This is a genomic window from Streptomyces sp. SM11 (assembly GCF_002910905.1).
In the GTDB taxonomy this organism is placed as follows: Bacteria; Actinomycetota; Actinomycetes; order Streptomycetales; family Streptomycetaceae; genus Streptomyces.
In genome coordinates this window covers 57,774-79,030 of sequence record NZ_NEUE01000298.1, presented here as the reverse complement: position 1 = coordinate 79,030, position 21,257 = coordinate 57,774, and the positions used below count along the sequence as shown (strand labels likewise).

Annotated in this window: 13 protein-coding genes and 5 pseudogenes; 8 read left to right on the top strand and 10 right to left on the bottom strand. The window is 71.7% G+C overall.

Going from position 1 to position 21,257, the window contains the following annotated elements; translation table 11 throughout:
- Window positions 1-31: 31 nt before the first annotated feature.
- A pseudogene (locus B9S58_RS33515) lies at window positions 32-1,554 on the bottom strand (alpha/beta fold hydrolase).
- Window positions 1,555-1,723: 169 nt separating this feature from the next.
- On the opposite strand from B9S58_RS33515, the gene paaK reads away from it, so the two are divergent.
- Entirely contained in the window at window positions 1,724-3,019 is a 1,296-nt protein-coding gene (gene paaK / locus B9S58_RS33510) for a phenylacetate--CoA ligase PaaK (RefSeq protein ID WP_103535653.1), read from the top strand.
- A gap of 299 nt (window positions 3,020-3,318) precedes the next feature.
- On the opposite strand, the gene B9S58_RS33500 is transcribed toward paaK, so the two are convergent.
- Window positions 3,319-4,818, bottom strand: a complete 1,500-nt coding sequence (locus B9S58_RS33500) for an acyl-CoA synthetase (protein WP_103535652.1) — start codon at window positions 4,816-4,818, stop codon at window positions 3,319-3,321.
- Between the two features lie 314 nt (window positions 4,819-5,132).
- Here B9S58_RS33500 and B9S58_RS40365 point away from each other — a divergent pair.
- Window positions 5,133-5,201 (top strand): annotated as a pseudogene (locus B9S58_RS40365) (hypothetical protein); the annotation flags it as partial.
- A gap of 89 nt (window positions 5,202-5,290) precedes the next feature.
- Window positions 5,291-5,687 (top strand): annotated as a pseudogene (locus B9S58_RS40095) (penicillin acylase family protein); the annotation flags it as partial.
- A gap of 240 nt (window positions 5,688-5,927) precedes the next feature.
- On the opposite strand, the gene B9S58_RS39755 reads toward B9S58_RS40095, so the two are convergent.
- The 4 genes from B9S58_RS39755 to B9S58_RS33480 form a co-directional block, all read right to left on the bottom strand.
- The gene (locus B9S58_RS39755) at window positions 5,928-6,065 is read right to left on the bottom strand and encodes a hypothetical protein (protein WP_258045189.1); all 138 of its coding nucleotides are present in this window, start codon (window positions 6,063-6,065) and stop codon (window positions 5,928-5,930) included.
- Between the two features lie 30 nt (window positions 6,066-6,095).
- Window positions 6,096-6,305 (bottom strand): hypothetical protein, encoded by a 210-nt coding sequence (locus tag B9S58_RS39750; protein ID WP_258045188.1) that lies wholly within the window; start codon window positions 6,303-6,305, stop codon window positions 6,096-6,098.
- A 205-nt stretch (window positions 6,306-6,510) separates the two neighbouring features.
- Window positions 6,511-8,061, bottom strand: a complete 1,551-nt coding sequence (locus B9S58_RS33485; RefSeq protein WP_103535651.1) for an acyl-CoA synthetase — start codon at window positions 8,059-8,061, stop codon at window positions 6,511-6,513.
- On the bottom strand, window positions 8,058-9,167 hold the full coding sequence (locus B9S58_RS33480) for a nitronate monooxygenase family protein (protein ID WP_103535650.1): 1,110 nt from the start codon (window positions 9,165-9,167) through the stop codon (window positions 8,058-8,060). The genes B9S58_RS33485 and B9S58_RS33480 overlap by 4 nt, the downstream gene beginning before the upstream one ends.
- A gap of 223 nt (window positions 9,168-9,390) precedes the next feature.
- Between B9S58_RS33480 and B9S58_RS33475 the strand changes: the two genes are divergently transcribed.
- The gene (locus B9S58_RS33475; protein ID WP_258045187.1) at window positions 9,391-11,328 is read left to right on the top strand and encodes a serine hydrolase; all 1,938 of its coding nucleotides are present in this window, start codon (window positions 9,391-9,393) and stop codon (window positions 11,326-11,328) included.
- Between the two features lie 143 nt (window positions 11,329-11,471).
- On the opposite strand, the gene B9S58_RS33470 is transcribed toward B9S58_RS33475, so the two are convergent.
- The 3 genes from B9S58_RS33470 to B9S58_RS33460 all read right to left on the bottom strand — a co-directional run bounded on the left by B9S58_RS33470 (window position 11,472) and on the right by B9S58_RS33460 (window position 16,610).
- On the bottom strand, window positions 11,472-13,091 hold the full coding sequence (locus tag B9S58_RS33470; RefSeq protein WP_181009543.1) for an NAD(P)/FAD-dependent oxidoreductase: 1,620 nt from the start codon (window positions 13,089-13,091) through the stop codon (window positions 11,472-11,474).
- Between the two features lie 272 nt (window positions 13,092-13,363).
- The gene (locus B9S58_RS33465) at window positions 13,364-15,553 is read right to left on the bottom strand and encodes a tetratricopeptide repeat-containing serine/threonine-protein kinase (RefSeq protein ID WP_103535649.1); all 2,190 of its coding nucleotides are present in this window, start codon (window positions 15,551-15,553) and stop codon (window positions 13,364-13,366) included.
- Window positions 15,554-15,983: 430 nt separating this feature from the next.
- Window positions 15,984-16,610 (bottom strand): potassium channel family protein, encoded by a 627-nt coding sequence (locus B9S58_RS33460; protein ID WP_258045186.1) that lies wholly within the window; start codon window positions 16,608-16,610, stop codon window positions 15,984-15,986.
- 247 nt (window positions 16,611-16,857) lie between these two features.
- Between B9S58_RS33460 and B9S58_RS33455 the strand changes: the two are divergent.
- Both B9S58_RS33455 and B9S58_RS33450 read left to right on the top strand, forming a co-directional pair.
- A pseudogene (locus B9S58_RS33455) lies at window positions 16,858-17,109 on the top strand (CBS domain-containing protein); the annotation flags it as partial.
- 171 nt (window positions 17,110-17,280) lie between these two features.
- The gene (locus B9S58_RS33450; RefSeq protein WP_103535647.1) at window positions 17,281-17,973 is read left to right on the top strand and encodes a response regulator transcription factor; all 693 of its coding nucleotides are present in this window, start codon (window positions 17,281-17,283) and stop codon (window positions 17,971-17,973) included.
- Between the two features lie 95 nt (window positions 17,974-18,068).
- Here the strand turns inward: B9S58_RS33450 and B9S58_RS40360 are convergent.
- Window positions 18,069-18,545, bottom strand: a pseudogene (locus tag B9S58_RS40360) (histidine kinase); the annotation flags it as partial.
- A gap of 1,043 nt (window positions 18,546-19,588) precedes the next feature.
- On the opposite strand from B9S58_RS40360, the gene B9S58_RS33440 reads away from it, so the two are divergent.
- Together B9S58_RS33440 and B9S58_RS33435 are read left to right on the top strand one after the other, a co-directional pair.
- Window positions 19,589-20,182 (top strand): CBS domain-containing protein, encoded by a 594-nt coding sequence (locus B9S58_RS33440; RefSeq protein WP_258045185.1) that lies wholly within the window; start codon window positions 19,589-19,591, stop codon window positions 20,180-20,182.
- 71 nt (window positions 20,183-20,253) lie between these two features.
- Entirely contained in the window at window positions 20,254-21,246 is a 993-nt protein-coding gene (locus tag B9S58_RS33435) for an Acg family FMN-binding oxidoreductase (protein WP_103535645.1), read from the top strand.
- Window positions 21,247-21,257: the final 11 nt, after the last annotated feature.

The following is a 21,257-nucleotide window of genomic DNA, read 5'->3' as shown; positions in this document are numbered from 1 at the left end:
TGCCGGAGCCGGCCACGCCGGAGGCCCGGGGTCACGCGAGCCCGAACGCCCTGATCGCCGCGAGGAACTCCCGCGGCCGGTCCGTGTGGATCAGATGCCCCGCGTCGATGGTGACCAGCTCGGCGTCCGCCATGGCTCCGGCCATCCGGGCGAGTTGGCCCTGGTCGATGTGGCTGGTGGGGCCGCCGCCGATGACGAGGGTGGGCACGGTGATCTCCGGGAAGCGTTCGCGGACGGCCGGGTCGGGGTCGTTGAGCTGCGCGTCGATGTCGGGGACGACGGGCCAGTCGAAGTCGAGAGCGCCCTCCGGGCGGACGGAACGCGGCCGGGGCGGGTCGAGCGGAAGGAGGGGCGGCGCGTCCTCGATGACCAGCCGCCCGATCAGGCCCGGTTCCCGCTGGGCCACGAGGTAGGCGGCCACCCCGCCCATGGAGTGCCCGACGACGGTCGCGCCGGCCAGGTTGCGGGCCTCCAGGAAGGCGTGCAGGTCGTCGCGGAACATCTCGAAGGAGTAGCGGCCGGGCCAGTCGCTCAGCCCGTGGCCCCGGAAGTCGGGGGCGTACACACGGTGACCGGCGGCCAGCTCCTCCGCGATCCGGGTCCAGGTCCCGCTGGAGCCTGCCCGGCCGTGCAGGAGGACGACGGCCGGTGACGCCTCCTCGCCCCACACCCGGTACGCCAGCCGGACCCCGCCCGCCTGCACACTCAGGACCCCGGGTCGAGGAAGGCCTCCACCGCCCGGGCGAAGGCACCGGGGTCGTCCAGCCACGGGAAGTGGCCCGCGCCGCGCTGGACGACGAACTCGGCACCCGGGAAGAGCGCGGCGAGCTCCGTGGCCCGGTCCGGGCTCGGGTGACCGTCGTACTCCCCGGCGAGGACGAGTACCGGCACGGCCAGTTCGCGCAGGGCGGCGACGGTGGCGGCGGGGTCGAACGCGCCGTCCCCGGCATACTGGCCGCGCGCCTCCGCGTTGGTCTGCCCGGCGGAGGCTTCGGCGTGCGCGCGGGCCGTCTCGTCCCAGCGGCCGTAGGTGAGGGGCCGGACGGCGGGCCACAGCTCGGCGAACGGCCCGCCGGCGAGCAGCGCCTCCTGAGCGGCCCGGGCCTCGGGATACCAGGGCTCGTCGCGCCGCAGCTCGGCGGCCTCGCGCAGGTCCCGGTCGCTCACCTCGATGCCCACGGCCCGGGTGCTGGGCGTGACGAGGGTCAGGGTGCGCAGCCGGTCCGGATGGCGGGCCGCGTACAGCAGGGCAAGGTCGGCCCCGGCGGAATGTGTCAGTACGTCGATCCGGTCGAGGCCCAGATGTTCGCGCAGTGCCTCCACGTCGTCGACGAGGCGGTCGCAGCGGTACGTCGAGGGGTCCTCGGGCACATCGGAGTCGCCGGTGCCGCGGAGGTCCAGCAGGACGAGCTGCCGCCGGGCGGCGAGCCCTCCGAGGTCACCCAGATATTCGCTCGCCCGCATGGGCCCGCCGGGCAGGCAGATCAGCGGCTCCCCCTCCCCCACCAGGTTATAGGCGAGCGGGGTCGTGTCGTACGCGGAGAGGATCGGCATGCGCCCCATCCAAACAGGAACCCGCGAGCAGGCGCACGGGACTTCGCGGGGAGCTGATCCGGAGTGATACGTGCGCCCCTCTTGCCAGCGCCCCCGGCCTCCTGAATTACTGCTCCCTGGAAGATCGACCGAATGATCGGTCGCCCGCTTCGGGAGAGGAAGGGCCATTATGACGGCCATGCTGGACGCGGCGGAACGGCTCGGCCGGGGCGAACTGGAGGCCCTGCAACTGGAGCGGCTCCGGTCCACACTGCAGCACGCGTACGACAACGTCCCCTTCTACCGGGCGGCCTTCGACCGTGCGGGGCTCCGGCCCGACGACTGCCGTACGCTCGCCGGTCTGGCCCGGTTCCCGTTCACCGCGAAGACGGATCTGCGGGACAACTACCCCTTCGGGATGTTCGCCGTACCGGAGCACGAGGTGCGCAGGATCCACGCCTCCAGCGGCACGACCGGGCGTCCGACGGTCGTCGGGTACACCGAACGAGATCTGGACACCTGGGCGGACGTGGTGGCCCGTTCGATCCGGGCGGCGGGCGGCCGGCCGGGCCACAAGGTCCATGTGGCGTACGGGTACGGTCTGTTCACCGGCGGGCTCGGGGCACACTACGGGGCGGAGCGGCTCGGCTGCACGGTGATCCCGGCCTCCGGGGGCATGACCGCACGCCAGGTGCGGCTGATCCAGGACTTCCGGCCCGAGATCATCATGATCACGCCGTCGTACATGCTGACGCTGCTGGACGAGTTCGAGCGGCAGGGTGTCGATCCGCGATCGACGTCCCTGAAGGTCGGAATCTTCGGCGCGGAGCCGTGGACCGAGGGGATGCGCCGGGAGATCGAGGACCGGTTCGCCATCGACGCGGTCGACATATACGGGCTCTCCGAGGTGATGGGACCGGGGGTCGCACAGGAGTGCGTCGAGACGAAGGACGGGCTGCACATCTGGGAGGACCACTTCTATCCGGAGGTCGTGGACCCGATCACCGGTGAGGTGCTGCCGGACGGTGAGGAGGGGGAGCTGGTCTTCACCTCGCTGACCAAGGAGGCGATGCCGGTGATCCGCTACCGCACCCGGGATCTGACGCGGCTGCTGCCGGGGACGGCGCGGACGTTCCGCCGGATGGAGAAGGTCACCGGCCGCAGTGACGACATGGTGATCCTGCGCGGGGTCAATCTCTTCCCCACCCAGATCGAGGAGATCGTGCTGCGCACTCCCGCCGTCGCCCCGCACTTCCAGCTGCGGCTGACCCGACAGGGGCGGCTCGACGCGCTCACCGTCCGTGCGGAGGCGCGGGCGGACGCCACCGCGGCCGATCGGGAGAAGGCCGCGCCGGCCATCGCGGCAGCGGTGAAGGACGGCGTCGGGGTGTCGGTGGGGGTCGAGATCGTGGACCCGGAGTCGCTGGAACGCTCGGTGGGCAAGATCCGGCGGATCGTGGATCTGCGGGAGCCCGGCACACGGTGAGCACGCCCCCTGGACAGGTCGGGGGGGGGCCGCGCTCACCGTGTGCCGGGCACTGCGGAATCCCGCTGCGCGTCTCGCCGACCGGTCCCCGGTCACCTCCTCCGCGCCGCCCTCAGGGGCGGTGCCCCACAGGCGGAGTGGAAGACACCGGACCAGGCCTCCGGTGCGACGGCTTCCTGCGCGCCCGGAGAGCTCGCCACCCAGCTGCCCGGGCATGTGACGTGAAGCTCGGCGCGCAGGTGGGGACGACCAGCCTCACCCGGACGGCCACGGCGCTGCGCACCGAACAGGAGACCGGGTCAGGCCAGCTCGTCCCGCAGCTGCCGCTTGAGGATCTTCCCGCTGGCGTTGCGCGGCAGGGCGTCCACGAACACCACGCGCTTGGGCGCCTTGAAGGTGGTGAGCCTCTCACGGGCGTGGGCGATGAGTTCGGTGTCGCTCGCCTCGTCGCGCAGGACGACCACGGCTGTCACGGCCTCGATCCACCGGTCGTCCGGCAGGCCGATGACGGCGGTCTCCGCGACGGCCGGATGGGTGTAGAGGGCGTCCTCGACCTGCCGGGAGGCGACGAGGACGCCGCCGGAGTTGATGACGTCCTTGACCCGGTCGACGACGGTGAGGAAGCCCTCGGCGTCGCGGACCGCGAGGTCGCCGGAGTGGAACCAGCCGTCGCGGAAGGCGCCGGCCGTCTCGTCGGGCTTGTCCCAGTATCCGGAGCACAGTTGGGGTGATCGGTAGACGACCTCGCCGGGGGTGCCGTCCGGGACGTCTGCGCCCTTCTCGTCGACGACGCGGGCTTCCACGAAGAGGACGGGACGGCCGCAGGACTCCATCCGGCCCTCGTGCTCGTCGGGGCCCAGCACGGTGGCCAGCGGGCCGATCTCGCTCTGGCCGAAGCAGTTGAAGAAGGCCAGGTGCGGGAGGCGTTCGCGCAGTCGCTCCAGGACGGGCACGGGCATGATCGAGGCCCCGTAGAACGCCTTGCGCAGACCCGCGAGGTCGCGGGTGGCGAACTCCGGGTGGTTGGCGAGGCCGATCCAGACGGTGGGCGGGGCGAACAGGCTGTCGGCCAGGCCTCCTTCGACGAGGTCGAAGATCGAGGCGGCGTCCGGCGCGTCCAGGATGGTGTTGTCGGCGCCGACCGCCAGATAGGGCAGCAGGAAGACATGCATCTGTGCCGAGTGGTAGAGCGGCAGGGAGTGCACGGGCCGGTCGGCGGCGTCGAGGCCGAGCGCGGTGATCGCGCTGACGTACTCGTGGACCAGCGCCCCGTGCGTCATCATCGCACCCTTGGGCAGGGCGGTGGTGCCGGAGGTGTAGAGCAGCTGCACCAGGTCGTCGGAGGCGGGCGGGCGCTCCGGGGTGAAGGAACGTTCCGTGGCCAGTGCGTCGAGCAGCGAGCCGGGCGCGTCGCGCAGAGCCCGCGCCGGGAGTCCGGTGGGGAGCCGCCCGGCGAGGTCCGGGTCGGTCAGGACGAGGGAGGAGCCGGACTGGTCGAGTAGGTAGGTCAGGTCGTCGCCGGTGAGGTTCTGGTTGACCGGCACATGGACGAATCCGGCCCGTGCGCAGGCGAGGAAGCCGATCAGATAGGCGTCGGAGTTGTGCGCGTAGGCGGCCACCTGGTCGCCGGGGGTGAGGCCGTGCTCCTCGGTGAGGACGGCGGCGGCCGTGGAGACGGCTGCGTCCAGGGAGCGGTAGGTCCAGGTCCGGTCTGCGTACCGTACGGCGGTCCGGGCGGGGATGCGCCGGGCGCTGCGGGTGAGGACGCCGTCGACTGTGCTGCTGCGTACACCTGTCATGGCGTGATCCTGTGCGGCCCGGGCCCCGGGGGTCAAGAGGCCGGATACCGACCGGACGGTTGACAGCTCGGGCTCCTTGGCTGAGTGGCGCGTGGCTGTCCGGACGGTCCGGACCGGCCGCCGTGCCACCCGTTCCGCGGGGAGGAACACCTTGACGTCACGCAACCGTCCGAGACTGCTCGGGGTCGCCGGTCTCGCCCTGTTCACCGCGCCGGCCTCGCTGCCGCCGGCCGGCCGATCCCCCGGCGGCCGTGGTCCCGCCCGACGAGGCCGCGACGGCGGCACAGCGGCTGCTGTCGGCGCGCAACGCCGGCATGGGTTCCAACGCGGTGGCCTTCGACGGCTCCGCCACGGCGAACGGGCGCGGGCTGCTGCTCGGCAACCCGCACTACCCGTGGCAGGGCGGACGCCGCTTCCGGCAGGCGCAGCAGACCATCCCCGGCGAGCTGAACGGGAGGGCGCGTCCCCACTGGGCGCGGACGGAACGCCGGTCGATGTGTCGGCGGAGCGCCGGGTGCTGCGGCACTGGGACCGGAGCGTGGACAGCGACAGCCGGGGCGCGCTGCTCTTCGACCGGTTCTGGCGGAGGGCGTCGGCGGTACCCGCCGCCGAACTGTCGAGGACCCCGTTCGACCCGGCCGACCCGGTGGGCACCCCGCGCGGTCTGAACACCGCCTCGCCCGGAGTGGGCAGGGACCTGGCGGACGCGGTGGCGGAGCTGCGGGCGGCGGGCATCACGCTCGACGCGCCCCTGGGCGAGCACCAGCTCGTCGTACGGAACGGCAGCGGGTGAGCGCTGGGTGACGTCCCGGTTCCGCGAGAAGGACATCGCACGCTCGCCGGCTCTGCGGGTGCACGAGCGGCGGTAGCGCGTGACCGGGTGGATTCGCCCGGCCGCGACGGCAAGGGCGTCCGCCTCGGCGGGCGCCCTTGCCGCTGACGTGTCGTGACAGCATTCCCGGGGGATGTCTTCCGCGAGCCGTCGAAGGCCCCGGAGACCGTTCCCCTGAGCATCCGTGCGACGCACACGCTCTGCTGCCCGACGACCGGCCGGAGGGCGTGGGCTGGCTCTTTCGGATCTCACTGCGAGGACCCGCCGGGCGGGCGGATCACGTCATGCCGAAGGGCCGTGTCCACCAGGTGGACCGCGCGTCGTAGTCCTCAAGTGCGCCGGGTCCCTCGTAGTCGCGTTCCAGCAGTTCCTCGGGGACGTTCACGTAGCAGAGGTCGGCAAGCCTTCGCTCCACGGTGGCGAGGTCGGCGGGGTCCAGCGCCCCCTACTCCCGGGCGTCTTCCGTACCGAGGAAGGCTCCCGGGTTGTCGGCACAGATCTCGGCGAGGGAGCCGAACTCGCTCACACAGACCACGATCCGCGTCCCGCAGACCGTCCCCTCGGCCTGCACACGGACGCGCCCGTACTCGCTGGTGTCCTGCGCGTCGTGCTCGTACTCGCACGGGACCCCGAAGTCCGTCCCGAGCCGGCGCACGAGCCCGCGAGCGGCGGGATGCGGAGGGTTCGTAGTGCAGCGGCCACTCCTGCCGCTCGGGGTCATCGAGTTCACGCAGAAGGGCCAGCAGTTCCGTCTCGCTCATCGCCATCCGCCCATACTGCCGTCCGCCGGGCGGGACGGCGTCGGTGAGCACCGCCGGGCCCGCGAGCGGCGGGTGGGGCCCTCTCGTGGACCCGGGGCTCTACAGGGGGCGCTCATGCCCCTCCCAGTACGGTTCGCGCAGCCGTCGTTTGTAGAGCTTGCCGTTGGGGTCGCGGGGCATGGCGGTGATGAAGTCGAGGCTCCGGGGCCGTTTGTATCCGGCGAGCCGCTCCTCGCAGTGGGCGAGGAGTGCGACGGCAAGCGCTTCCGACGGCACGTGGCCCTCGGCCGGTTCGACGACGGCCTTGACCTCCTCGCCCCGGTCGGCGTGCGGGATGCCGAATGCCGCGGCGTCCGCGACGGCGGGGTGGGTGAGCAGGGCGGACTCGATCTCGGCGGGGTAGATGTTGACGCCGCCCGCGATGATCATGTCGATCTTGCGGTCGCGGAGGAAGAGATAGCCGTCCTCGTCCAGCACACCCAGGTCGCCGACCGTGAAGAAGTCGCCGATGCGGTTCTTCCGGGTCTTGGCCTCGTCCTTGTGGTAGCTGAAGCCGCCGGTGCTCATCTTCATGTAGACGGTGCCCAGTTCGCCCGCCGCGAGCCGGTTGCCGTCGTCGTCGAAGACGGCCAGTTCGCTGATCGGCCAGGCCTTGCCGACGGTGCCGGGCTTCTTCAGCCAGTCCTCGGCGGTGGCGAACGCTCCGCCGCCCTCGCTGGCCGCGTAGTACTCCTCGACGCAGCTCCCCCACCAGTCGATCATGGCGCGTTTGACGTGGTCGGGGCAGGGGGCGGCCCCGTGGATGGCGTGCCGCATGGAGGAGACGTCGTACCGCGCCTTCACATTGTCGGGCAGCGCGAGCAGCCGGTGGAACTGGGTCGGGACCATGTGGGTGTGGGTGGCCCGGTGAGCGTCGATGGTGCGCAGCATCTCCTCCGGGGCCCAGCCGTCCATCAGGACCAGCGGGTGGCCGATGTGCAGCGCGGCACCCGCGAATTGGAGGACGGCTGTGTGGTAGAGCGGCGAGCACACCAGGTGGACGTTGCCGTCGAACGGCCGGATGCCGAAGATTCCGAGGAACCCGCCGAGATAGGTCTCCTCGGGGCGTTGGCCGGGCAGTGGGCGCCTGATACCGCGCGGGCGGCCGGTGGTGCCCGAGGTGTAGTTCATGACCCAGCCGAGGGTCCGGCCGTCCGGTGGGGTGCCGGGGTGGCCTTCGAGGAGTTCGGTGTAGGGCCGACAGCCGGGGGCCGTGCCGACGCCGTAGCGGTGGGTGGCGGGCAGTTCCGCCTCGTCGGCGGCGGCCGTCGCGGTACCCGCGAAGCGTTCGTGGGCGATCAGGACTCGGGCGCCCGAGTCGGCGACGATCCACGCGATCTCGGGACCGACGAGATGGTGGTTGACGGGGACGAGGTAGAAGCCGGCCTGCGAGGCGGCGAGGTAGGCGGTGAGGAGTTCGACGCCGTTGGGCAGCACGACGGCGAACGCGTCGCCCTCGCGCAGTCCCGCCGCGCGCAGTCCATGGACCATGCGGTTGACGTCGGCGTGCAGCCGGCCCGCGCTCCACTCCTCGCCGTCGGGGGCGATCAGGACGGTGCGGTCGGGGTGGGCGGTGGCCTGGGCCCAGAAGCCGCCTGGCGGCTGGTTCACGTGGCGCTCCTTCCGGCGATGCGGTTCATGCGGGTGACGGCCCGTTCGAAGCCGCGGGTCAGGTCGTCGACCACGGCCTGGACGCTGCGTTCGCTGGTCATCCGGCCGACGATCTGCCCGACGGGCGTGCCGAGTAGCTCCCCGACCTCGTACTTCTGGATCCGGGAGACGGCCTCGGCGACCAGCAGGCCCTGGAGCGGCATGGGCAGGGTGCCGGGTCCTGCCCCGTCGTCCCAGGCGTCGGTCCATGCGGTACGGAGCTGGCGTGCGGGTTTCCCCGTGAGGGCGCGGGAGCGGACGGTGTCGCCGGAGCCGGCGGCCAGGAGCTTGGCGGTCAGGGCCGGGGAGTGCAGGTCGGCCTCCTCGGTGGTGAGCCAGAGGGAGCCGAGCCAGACGCCCTGCGCGCCGAGGGCGATCCCCGCGGCGGCCTGTTCGCCGCTGCCGATGCCTCCTGCGGCGAGCACGGGCAGCGGGGCGACGGCCTCGACGACTTCGGGGACCAGCACCATGGAGCCGATCTCCCCGGTGTGACCTCCCGCCTCGTACCCCTGGGCGACGACGACGTCGATGCCCGCCTCCGCGTGCCGCCGGGCGTGCCGGGCGCTGCCGGCCAGGGCGGCGACGAGTACCCCGTGGTCGTGGGCGCGCCCGATGACGTCGGCGGGCGGGGAGCCGAGGGCGTTGGCCAGCAGCTTGATCGGGTAGTCGAAGGCCACGTCGAGCTGGCCCCGGGCGACCTCCTCCATCCAGCCGGTGATACGCCAGCCGGACGCCTCGCCCTCGGCGAGTTCGGGCACGCCGTAGCGGGTCAGCAGCTCCCGCACGAATCCGCGGTGTTCGTCCGGGATCATCGCCTCGACGTCCGCTTCGGTGATGCCCTCGACCTTCTTGGCCGGCATGACCACGTCGAGGCCGTAGGGCTTGCCGTCGGCGTGTTCGTGCAGGCGGTCCAGGTCACGCGCGAGGGCCTCGGGGGCGGTGTAGCGGACCGCCCCGAGCACGCCGAAGCCGCCGGCTCTGGTGATGGCTGCGGCGACCTCGGGGAACGGCGTGAAGCCGAAGATGGCGTGCTCGATTCCCAGTTGCTGGCTCAGCTCCGTCTCCATGGGCGGCAGGATGCCGCAGCCGGGCGACCGAGGGAAGAGCTTTTCTGATGCAGTGTCATATTCTTTGCGGGCCGGGACGCCCACAGGGGCGCGGGGGTGACAGTAACCTCTGCGGCGGCAGGAACTTTCACTGCTCGGCGAGATTTCGGAAGTTACTTTCGCGCGGGCGCCGGAACGCGGCTACGGCCCGGGGCCGGACGCCGGGCGCGGGAAGGAGTTGCGGATGACCGAGGACACGCAGGGGAACGGACGGGCGGCGGACGGCCGGAGCGCGCGGGGAGGCGGGGAGCGGACCCCGAGCCGCGACTCCGCGATCGGCGCCCGCGTGGCCGGGAGCGGCATCGCCCGGCGGCGGCTGGGCGGCGGGATACTGGCGCTGGGCGGTGCGCTCGCGCTGACGCCGGTCCCGCTCGCGGGCGCGGCCGCCCGGAGCGGGCCGGGCACGGGGGTGCCCGACAGAGCAGCGGACACGGGAGCGGACATGGGACCAGGGGCACACCGGCCCACGCTGCGGCGCGGGAGCGCCGCGCGCGCCGGACTGCTCCAGGGGCCGCTGGACCAGCTCGTACGGGACGCCGAGGCCTACCTCGCCGACTCCCCCGAGCACCCCTGGTACGCGGGCGCCGTGCTGCTCGCCGGGCGGGGCGGGACGGTGGCTCTGCACCGGCCGATCGGCAAGGCGGTGCGCTATTCCGCGTACGACGAGAAGACCGACACCGGAGTGGAGTTCCCGCCGGAGCAGCAGATCACGATGGCCGAGGACACCGTCTTCGACCTGGCCTCGATCTCCAAGCTGTTCACGTCGCTCCTGGCCGTCCAGCAGATCGAGCGCGGCGAGCTGGAGCTGGAGACGGCGGTCGCCTCGTACCTCCCGGACTTCGCGGGCGGCGGCAAACAAGGCATCACGGTCCGTCAACTGCTCACGCACACCTCGGGTTTCCGGGCATGGATCCCGCTGTACGAGGAGCCGACCCGGGAGGGCAAGCTCCGGCTGCTGTGGGACGAGGTCCCGGTGAGCACCTCGGGCAGCGCGTATCTCTACTCCGACCTCAACCTGATCTCGCTGCAACTGATCCTGGAGAAGGTCACCGGGCGCTCGCTGGACGCCCTGCTCCACGACGAGATCACCGCCCCGCTCGGGATGCACCGCACCCGCTACAACCCGCCCGGCTCCTGGAAGCCGAAGATCGCGGCCACCGAGGACGCCCGGCCGCCCTGGTCCGGTCTTGAGCGCGGGCTGGTCTGGGGCGAGGTGCACGACGAGAACGCGTTCGGCCTGGACGGGGTGGCGGGCCACGCCGGGGTGTTCTCCTGCGCCTGGGATCTCGCGGTGCTCGCCCGGACGCTCCTCAACGGCGGGGTCTACGGCCGCTCCCGCATCCTGTCCGAGGACTCGGTCGACCTCCTGTTCACCGACTTCAACACCGCGTTCCCGGGCGACGAGCACGGCCTCGGCTTCGAGCTCCACCAGCACTGGTACATGGGGGCGATGGCGACTCCGCGCAGTGCTGGGCACACCGGATTCACCGGGACCAGCCTGGTGCTCGACCCGTCGACCGACACCTTCCTCATCGTGCTGGGCAACTCCGTCCACCCCGTACGGAGTTGGCGCTCGGGCAGTGCGCCCCGGGTGGCGGCCGCCAACCAGCTGGCACGGGCCGTTCCGGTCCGTCCCGAGCGGGGGCGCACGGCCTGGTTCTCCGGGATGGCGAGCGCGTCCACCGCCACCCTCACCCTGCCCGCCCTGCGTCTGAACTCCGCGCGGGCCCGCCTGGAGTGCGCGTTGTGGTGGGACACCGAGCCGGCCGCCGACAACCTCTTCCTGGAGGCGTCGACAGGTGGTGACTGGCAGCCGGTGCCGTTCACCACGCTCGCGCAGGGCCCCGGCCGCCACCGCCCGGACCCGCGGCCGCACCCGACGGGCTCGGCGACCGGCTGGTCGGGGCGCGTCTGGCACCGGCTGGAGGCGGACCTGACGGCCTGGCGCGGCCGGGACGTCCGCCTGCGCTGGCGCTACGCCACCGACCGGCTGTACGTGGGACGCGGCGCGTACGTGGACGGCCTGCGGATCCGCGACGGCGTCCGCACGGTCTTCGACGCGGAACGGCCCCGGGACGCCGGCCGGATCGAGGCGACGGGCTGGAGGCCGTCGGCGGACTGACCGGCGCTGGACCGCCCGTGTCGCCCGGACACCGGAGCCCCGGAACGCCGGGCGGCGCGGGCGGCACAGGCGGTGCCTCGGCATGGGCGGTGCGGGCCGCCGGGGTCGGTCCTCGGCGGCCCGGACCATCGGACCGGTCCTGGTCACCGCCCCAGCGCCGCCATCGCCGCGTTGTGGCCGGGGACCCCGCTGACGCCGCCGCCGCGCACCGCGCCCGCCCCGCAGAGCAGCACGTTGGCGTGCGCGGTCTCCACGCCCCAGCGCCCGGTGCCCTCGTCCGCGTACGGGAAGGAGAGGTCGCGGTGGAAGATGTGGCCGCCGGGCAGCCGCAGATCGCGCTCCAGGTCGAGCGGGGTCTTGGCCTCGGTGCAGGGCTCGCCCCTCTCGTCGAGGGCCAGACAGTCGGTGACCGGCTCCTCCAGGTGCGCGTCCAGTTCGGCCAGGGTCGCCTTCAGCAGCGCCGCGCGGGCGGCGTCGTTGTCGGCGGCGAACAGCCGGGCCGGGGCGTGCAGGCCGAAGAGGGTGAGGGTCTGGTAGCCGCGCGCGGCGAGGTCGGGGCCGAGGATCGAGGGGTCGGTCAGCGAGTGGCAGTAGATCTCGGACGGCGGGGCGGCGGGCAGCCTGCCCGCCGCCGCGTCCCGGTAGGCGTCGGCGAGCTGCCCGTACCCCTCGGCGATGTGGAAGGTGCCGGCGAAGGCCTGCCGGGGGTCGACGGACCGGTCGCGGAGCTTCGGCAGCCGGGTGAGCAGCATGTTCACCTTGAGCTGCGCGCCCTCGGCGAGCGGCGGCGGGGTGTCGCCGAGCAGGGCGGCGAGGGCCTGCGGAGAGGCGTTGACGAGCACCCGGCGGGCGGCGACGACGTGTTCGCCGTCCGGGGTGCGGACGGTGACCTCGGCGGCCTCGCCGTCGGTCTCGATCCGGGTCGCCTCGTGCCGAACGCGGATCTCGGCGCCCGCCGCACGGGCGGCGGCGGCCAGCGCGTCGGTGAGCGCGCCCATGCCGCCGACGGGGACGTCCCAGTCGCCGGTGCCGCCGCCGATCACGTGGTAGAGGAAGCACCGGTTCTGGAGGAGCGAGGTGTCGTGGGCGTCGGCGAAGGTGCCGATCAGGGCGTCGGTGAGGACGACTCCTCGCACCAGGTCGTCGGTGAAGTTCTCCTCGACGGCCACTCCGAGCGGTTCCTCGAACAGCATCCGCCAGGCGTCGGGGTCGTCGATCCGTTCGCGCAGCGCGTCCCGGCCCGGCAGCGGCTCGGTGAGGGTCGGGAAGACGCGCTCGGCGACCCGCTGCGTCCTGGCGTAGAACCGCTGCCAGGCCGCGTACTCGCGCTCGCTCCCGGTCAGTGCGGCGAAGGACTCCCGGGTGCGGCCGCCGGCGACGAGCAGTCCGGTGGGGCGTCCGCCGCGTACGGCGGGGGTGTAGGAGGAGACGGTCCGCTTGCGCACGGCGAAGTCGAGGCCGAGATCCCGGACGATCCTGTCCGGCAGCAGGGACACCAGATACGAGTAGCGCGAGAGCCGGGCGTCGACCCCGGCGAAGGGGCGGGTCGAGATCGCCGCTCCCCCGGTGGCGCCGAGACGTTCCAGGACGAGGACCGACTGTCCGGCGCGCGCCAGGTAGGCGGCGGCGACCAGGCCGTTGTGGCCACCGCCGACGATCACGGCGTCGTAGTGGTCCCGGGCGGGCGTGCCGGGGCCGGGGGACTCCCGGGCGGCGGGCTGTCCTGCGGGTGTCGGGGAGGCGGGAGACTGGGGTGCGGGCATGGACCTTCGTAACACGCCGCCGTCCGTCCCGGCCAGAGGCGGCGGGACGGACGCGGGGCGCACGGGCGGGGCGGGATCGGGCGCACGGGCGACGCGGACTCACGGCGCGGACTCACGGCGCGGACTCACGGGCGCTTGGGCTGATCTGCGCGGCGACACACCGAGTTCACGCGCGGTGGCCCGACGAACCAGGGGTCCTCGTCGCGCGGAACGCCGCCGGTCGTGTTCCGCGCGGTGGGCCGGCCGGAGAGCGTCCGGCGATTCCGCGTGGATCAGCGTCCGGCGTCCGCCGGCCGTCCGAGCCGCTCCAGGCAGTGCGCCTCGTCGTCGCGGGCCGCCAGCGTCTGGGGGTGGTCGGGGCCCAGCACCCGGCCGCGCGCCTCGGCGACCTGCTGGTACGCCACCAACGCCTCGCTCCATCGGCCGAGCCAGCCGAGCCCCGCGGCGACCTCCCGGCGGCTGATCACCGTGTCCGGGTGATCGGGTCCCAGGGTGCGTTCCCGGAGCGCGCAGACGTCGCGCGCCTCCGCGAGCGCCTCCTCCCAGCGGCCCGTCCGCCCCAGGTTGACCCCGAGGCCGTGCCGGGCGCGCAGCGTCTCGGGGTCGGCCGCTCCCGCGGTCCGGGTGCGGTCGGCGACCAGGGACCGGTACAGCTCCAGGGCCTCCGCGTCACGGCCGAGCCGGCCGAGGCTGATGCCGGCCTCGTAGCGGGCGGCGAAGGTGTCGGGGTGGTCGGCGCCGAGGGTGCTCGCACGGGCCCGGGCGACGTCCTGGTAAGCCTCCAGCGCCTCGGCCCAGCGGCCCAGCCTGCCCAGGGTGTACGCCACTTCGTAGCGGGTAGCGAGGGTGTCGGGGTGCGCCGGGCCGAGCAGCCGGGCGCGGGCGTCGGCGACCCCCTGGGCCAGCTGCCGGGCTTCCTCGGGCCGCCCCAGCCGGCTGAGGTTGAACGCCAGGTTGTGGCGGCAGCGCAGGGTGTCGGGGTGGTCCGGGCCCACGACGCGTTCGCGGACGGCGAGCACCGCCTCGTACACCTGGTGGGCCTCGGCGTGCTGGCCGAGGCGGCCCAGGGCGTGCGCGGTCGCCTGGCGGGCGGCGAGCGTCAGTGGATGGTCGGCGCCCAGGGCGCTTTCGCGGCCCTCGGCGACCCGGGTGAACTCGTGCAGCCCTTCCTCGGCCCGGCCCGTACGGCTGAGGGTGAGGCCGATCTCGTAGCGGCTGGCGAGGGTGTCGGGGTGGTCCGGGCCGAGCAGCCGGCCGCGCTGCGCGGCGACCTCGCGGTGCACCTCCCCCGCCTCCTCCCAGCGGCCCAGGCGGCCGAGGTCGATGCCCGCGCTGTGGCGGCCCTCCAGCGTGGCGAGGAGGTCCGGGGCGGGGGGCCCGGCCGACACGGAGACGAAGGTGTGGGAGTGCGGAGCGGCGGCGGTGACGGTCGCCGTGGTCCACTGCCCCGTCAGTCCGGCGGCGGGGTCAGGCCGTTCGGCGACGGGGCCGGTCGCCCGGTGACCTGCGGTCATGGAGCGGGTCCAGGCGGGCAGGGCGATCCCGCGCGGCGCCGGTGGCCGACCTGCCACGGAGTGCGCGAGCGGTCCCGGTCCGAGCGCGGGCTGTTCCCCGGTCCGGCCGAGGACGATGCGGCGGCGCAGGTCGCCGGCGTCCACGGGCCGCTCCTCGGGGGCCTTGGCAAGCAGGTCGAGGACGACCCGGTCGAAGAATCCGGGCAGGTCGGCACGGTGGGTGCGCAGCGGTTCCGGCGGGGTGTCGCGGTGCCCGACGAGCACGGCCCAGGCGTCCTCCTGGTCGAACGGCGGTACGCCGGTGGCGATTTCGTACAGGACGCAGCCCAGTGAGTAGAGGTCGCTGCGGTGGTCGACCTCCTTGCCGCTGATCTGCTCGGGCGACATGTAGTGCGGGGTGCCCATGGCGAGGCCGGTGGTGGTGAGCCGGGAGGTCATGCCGATGTCGTGGCCGAGGCGCGCTATGCCGAAGTCGCAGATCTTCACCGTGCCGTCGGTCAGCCGCATGATGTTGGCGGGCTTGAGGTCGCGGTGGACGATGCCCTGCCGGTGGGTGTAGCCGAGGGCGTCGGCGACCTGTTCCGCGATGTCGACGACATGCTCGACGGGCAGCGGGTGCTGCTGGTTCTCCGCCAGGAGCTGGCTCAGGTTGCGCCCGTCGAGCAGCTCCATGACGAGGTACAGCACACCCTCGTGCTCACCGAAGTCGTGTACGACGGTGACGCCCCGGTGCTGGAGCGAGGCGGCCACCCGTGCCTCGCGCCGGAACCGTTCGCGCAGGACGCGGGTGAACGCCCGGTCGTGCTGGGGGCCCACGGGTTTGAGGCATTTCACGGCGACCTGACGGCCCAGCGACTCGTCGCGGGCGCGCCACACCTCGCCCATGCCGCCGCGCCCGATCAGTTCGAGCAGCCGGTACCGGCTCTGGATCAGCCTGGTGTCCGCCATCTGCCGCTTCCCGCCCCCGTTGTCCCGCTGCTGGTGCTGCGCCCTCCCCGGCCCGTCCAGTATGGCTGCCGGTCCATCCGCGGGTACCTCCGGCTCTGCGGTGCACGGGGGCGGTGTCGGTACACGTACGGACCGGGACCGCGATCGATGGTACGCCGGGGTGGGGTGTTTCCGGCAGGGCGGGTCCGGCCCCGATCGGGGCCGGTTCACGGTGGCCGAGCAGCTCATGGACCGTATGGCGGCACACTCGACGTTCCACCCGGAATACCCCTAGGGGGTATGACCCGCACAGGCGGTCGGCCGCGGAACGACCGCATCTGCCGGACGGAGCCGTTGTCCAGGTCAGCGAAGCCGCCTGCGAAGATCCAGATGCCGCCGGATGCGGCGCCTCCGCCTCGAGCCGCGGTTGAAGCCACGGGTACCGTCGCGGTCAGGCCTCCGGATTTCCCCCTGGCACAGTTTTGGCGCGAGCCGGATCCATCGGCTCCCGGTGCTGGCGGTTCAGCCCCGCCTGCACGGCGCTCGCCAGCACCCGGGCGGCGACACCGACGAGCAGCAGTCCCCCTGCCATCTGCGCCATCGTAAGCACCCGTCCCGTCTGGGAGCGTGCCGTGATGTCGCCGAAGCCGACAGTGGCGAAGGTAGTCAGGGTGAAGTACAGCGCGTCCGTCCTGTTCAGCGCCTCGCTGAACGATCCGGGCTCGGAGCGCTCCAGCAGGTAGTAGGAGACGGCGAAGAGGACCAGGAATAGCACCAGCGTCGCAGCCAGACCCTCGACGGCTCTCAAACGCGGAATAGGAGAACGCGTGATAGCTCGCACCTCCCAACAGAAGACCAGCAGGACGACGAGCAGGCCGGACACCAACAGCACCGCCGTACCAGCCGTGAGTCGCTTGTCCAGAGGCAGCAGGTAGTAGGCGGTGACAAGCCCAACAGCGACGGACACAGCACGCGCAACCGCTACTGCCGCTGCCCCTCTGCGAGAACAATGCGCACCATCGGGGATCGGCCCCGACGAGGTGCCGCCCCGGCTGCCTTCGGAGGTCTCTTCGCTCATCTCATATCTCTTCGTCTCGTCCGCGCCCGATAGGCGAATGTTCCCGAATCCCGCCTCCCTGCCTCGCCGACAGCACAGGATCACCCCTGACGGGTGATCCGGCCCCAGGGGCGACCCCGAAAGTCGACGTACCCCCCACGCGATGTTTCGGAGAAACGCAAGCGCCCTCGTCCCCGAAATCAAAGCGAGGCCGCAGCCGACTGGTGTAGGGCAGAAGAGACTGAAAAGTGAACAAGAGGAGGTCATCGTGTCTGTCACCCCGCACACAGTCAGTGACCTCTTGTCCCACACCCCCGTCGCAGTCGGCAGCCACGCCTCGTACCGACAGGTGGCGAAGCTCATGGCGGAATCGAAGGTCAGTGCGCTGCCGGTGCTCGCGGGCGAAGGGCGTGTTGTCGGAGTGGTCTCGGAGGCCGATCTACTTCCCAAGGAAGCGTTTCGCGAGGGTGGTCCGCCTGCCGCCGCGCAACTCGACGAAGCTTTCAAGGCTGCTGCGGTGCCGTTCGGGCGGTCGAAGGAGTGGTGGACGTGCGAATGGATCTTGGGTAGCCGCATTCCCCGCTCGGTTGTGTGACCCGAAGGGCCGGTCCACCACATGCACCGGGACCGCCCCTCCTGGGACAATGCCCAGGAGGGGCGCAGCAGACGCATCCGATAGCAAGGACCGCAGATGGGCGATACATCGGCTACCACCGACACCTCCGCGACGCGCGTTTTCCTGCTGGACGACCACGAGGTCGTTCGCCGCGGAATACGGGACCTGCTGGAGGCCGAACAGGATCTCGTCGTCGTCGGCGAGGCATCGACGGCAGATCAAGCCCTGGCTCGCGGGCCGGCGCTGCGACCCGACGTAGCGGTGCTCGACGTCAGGCTGCCCGACGGGAACGGCATCACTGTCTGCCGGGAACTGCGGTCACGCATGCCCGACCTCGCTTGCCTGATACTCACCTCGTTCGACGACGAGGACGCCCTTCTCGACGCCATCATGGCGGGCGCGGCCGGATACGTGCTCAAGCAGATCAACGGTTCGGACCTGGTGTCGGCCGTACGTACCGTGGCATCGGGTCGGTCGATGCTCGACCCGTCGACCACGGCCAGGCTCATGCGGTCCCTGCGCGAGGCCGAGGCCGATTCGCCGCCGGAGGACGAGAGGCTCGCGGTCCTCTCCGAGCGCGAGCGTTCCGTTCTCGATCTCATCGGCGAGGGACTGACCAACCGGCAGATCGCCAAGCGGCTCTATCTGTCGGAGAAGACAGTCAAGAACCATATCTCCCGCCTGCTCGGGAAGCTCGGGGTCGAGCGCCGGGTGCAGGCGGCTGTCATCGCGGCCGAGGTCCGGGAGCATCGGCAGCGCGAGCAGTGAGTGCTCTCACTTCGAAGTCGGTCAGGTGCGGCCTGGGCAACAGGTACCCGCCATTCCAGCACTGTGCCTCTCCGCGGATGCGGCTTCGCGCGGAGGGACAGAGTGCCTCCCAGCCGCTCGGCCCGTTCTGTGAGGTTGCGAATACCGCCGCGCCTACCGCTTTCGGGCGCACGCAGACCGACCCCGTCATCGCTCGTCGTCACAGTGAGAACGCCGTCGGCGGCGATGACCGAGACCTCGGCCCGGCGGGCCCGTGCGTGTCGGGCGACATTGCTGAGAGCTTCGCTGACAACCGCGACCGCGTGATCGGCCACCACCCGGGGGACATCGGTGTCGATCAGCCCCTCCATACGGAGGGCGGGCGTGAACCCGAGCGCGGGCGTGGCAGCGTCCACCGCCTGGACTACTCGGAAACGGAGTTTCGATCCCTGGCCCGGTGTCTCGTGCTCCCTGAGGCCGAAAATGGTGGCACGGATGATCTTGATGGTGGTGTCCAGATCATCAATGGCACGGCCCAGCCGCTCGGCCGCTTCCGGGTGTTCCACCAAGGGACGGGCGCTCTGCAGCGTCATTCCGGTGGCGAACAGCCGTTGAATGGCCAAGTCGTGCAGATCTCGGGCGATCCGCTCACGATCGGCCAGCAGGCTCATCCGCTCGGAGTCGCTACGGTGGTCGGCCAGTTCGAGCGCCAGGGCTGCCTGCCCGGCGAATCCGGGCAACGCAGTGATCTCCGCGCTCACGAACGCCGCCCTGTCCCGGGCACGCGCGAGGATCATGACTCCGCTCAGCCGTTCCTTGGTCCCCAGCGTGACAGCCACTGCGGGTCCGCCCCCCACCCCCCCACCGCTCGCGCTGCACCTGCACCCGTGGGTCGCTGCTGACATCCGCTACCGTGACCAGGCCGTCTTCAGCGAGCGCTACTGCGGCAAGCGTGCCCCGACTGCTCGCGAGGACCACGCCCCGATGGAACTCGGCCTTCTCGCCGAGAGCCATCGAGCCGGTCATCTCCCCGTCCGTGCCGATGAGCCCGGTTTCAGGCCGTCGCGCATGTGCCCACGAGATCGCGGCCTCCAGTGTTCGTCGGCCGTCCTGCTGAAGTCTCCGGTGGTGCGGGGTGTCGCCGACGTGCTGGGTGTCGTGCCGGGGAGGGACTGAGAAGGCCAGGCGAAGGTGAAGTCCACGGAGGCGAGCCTCGTCGGCACCCAGGCGACGGCCGGGTGCCAGCCACCACGAGGGTCGACACCCACCACGATCTCCTGACGGATCTCTGCGCTGTTCATAGCGTGCTCCGATGCTCGTCTCCCCGGCGATGGGCGCCGCCCGGAGCCTCGCCGGAGGGTGCTCTGCGCACCGCATACGGTGGCGCTGTTCCAGGTTGCCACTCGGTCTTCTTCTCGAAAGGGGCCGCAGGGTGCAAGCCGGGGCCCAAAGGGCCCATACCCGTAGTTGCCCCGGGCGGAGGGGGCATGCAGGTGGATCCGATCGGCCTCTGGACGGGACCGTTCGGCCCCTGCCCTTGGTGCGGGTGGTGTCCGAAGGTGATACCGGAAGCGCTCCGCACCGTGGGGAGAAGTGGAGGCGCAGCAGGATGCGGCATCTCCGGGTAGGTGACCTGATGACGGACGAAGTGGTCACGGTCGATTGCGCGACGCCATCGGCGGAAGTGGCTGGGCTGCTCGCCCGGCACTCCATCAGCGGCGTTCCGGTGATGGGCGAGGACGATCACGTCGTGAGGATCGTTTCGGCGAGTGACCTGCTCAGCAAGCATGCGTCCACGGTCGGCAAAATGATGTCGTCACCGGCTGTCACCGTCTACGCGGAGCAGACGGTGACAGAAGCAGCCCGGCTCATGACCCGTCGTGGCTGCGAGCGGCTCCCCGTCGTCGACGACGAGGAACGCTTGGTCGGCATGGTGACCAGACGTGACCTCCTGGGCTTCTTTCTCCGTCCTGACGCCGAGGTGGAGCTCCGGATCCGGGACGACGTACTCAGCGGTGTTCTGCGCGTTCAGGCTGATGCCGTCCAGGTCCACGTGCTCGACGGTGTTGTCGTCCTGGCCGGCCGGCTGCCGCATCAGGACCTGATCCGTACCGCCCTCGCACTCACCTCCCGAACAGAAGGAGTCGTCGCCGTCGTGAACCGCATCTCCGTACAACCCGACGACACGTCTTCGCCGCGGAAGCCGGACGCTGCTTCCTGGCCCACCTGAAATGCGCTCCGACGCCAGCTTGTCAGGGCAATTGCGCATGAGGGCGATGACCGACAGGAGACAGGAAGACCATGCTGACGATCGAACAACGGATCACCTCCGTCGTCCCTTCACTCGTCCAGGAGGCCGTGACCGCGCCGTCCATGCACAACGCGCAACCCTGGAAGTTCGTCCACCGCTCCGGAACGCGCCTTCTCTCGCTGTACGGCGATCCGGACCGTGCGCTGCCCGTCGGCGACCCGGAGGACCGTGGCCTGCATATCGGATGCGGGGCGGCGCTGCTGAATCTGCGGGTGGCCGCGGCACATCGTGGCTGGAACACCGTTGCCCAGCTGCTGCCCGACCACCGCGACCCATGGCGTCTCGCTGACGTCATCCTGGAGGATTCCGGGACCGTTGACCATCAACTGGACGACCTACACTTTGCCGTGCGGCTCCGGCACACCAGCCGCTATCCGTTCGCCGACGAGGCGGTCCCACCCGAGATCTTGGACGAGTTGAGCGCGGCCGCGCTCCTGGAAGGGGCACGGCTGATCGTTCCCGGAGCCTGGCACGCCGACGCAGTCCTGGACCTGGTGCACGACGCGGAGCTCTACGAATCCGCCAACGACGCCATGAGGGCGGAAATCGTCACCTGGACCCGCACGGGCAAGGCCGGGGAGGGCCCGGACACCGAGGGTGTCCCCTCGTACGCTTTCGGCCCGCGCCAGCACGGAGTGACGGCCCCTGTGCGGGACTTCGACGTGCCCCTGGGCTCACGGGACCGGGCGTCCGCCACCTTCGAGGAGCGGCCGCAGATCGCCTTGCTGGGGACGGAGGCAGACCTTGCCGTGGACTGGCTCAGGGCGGGACAGGCCATGGAGCGCGTGCTCCTTCAGGCCACTCTCGACGGACTCGCGGCCTCCGTGATCTCGCAGCCGCTGGAATGGCCCGAGCTTCGACACCTCGCACGTGACCCGAACTCGAAAATGGGCTTCGTACAGATAATCCTTCGGTTCGGGTACGGGCCGTCGGGCCCGGCCACGCCGAGACGACCGGTCACGGAGGTCCTGGACATCGCCTGACACCGGCACCC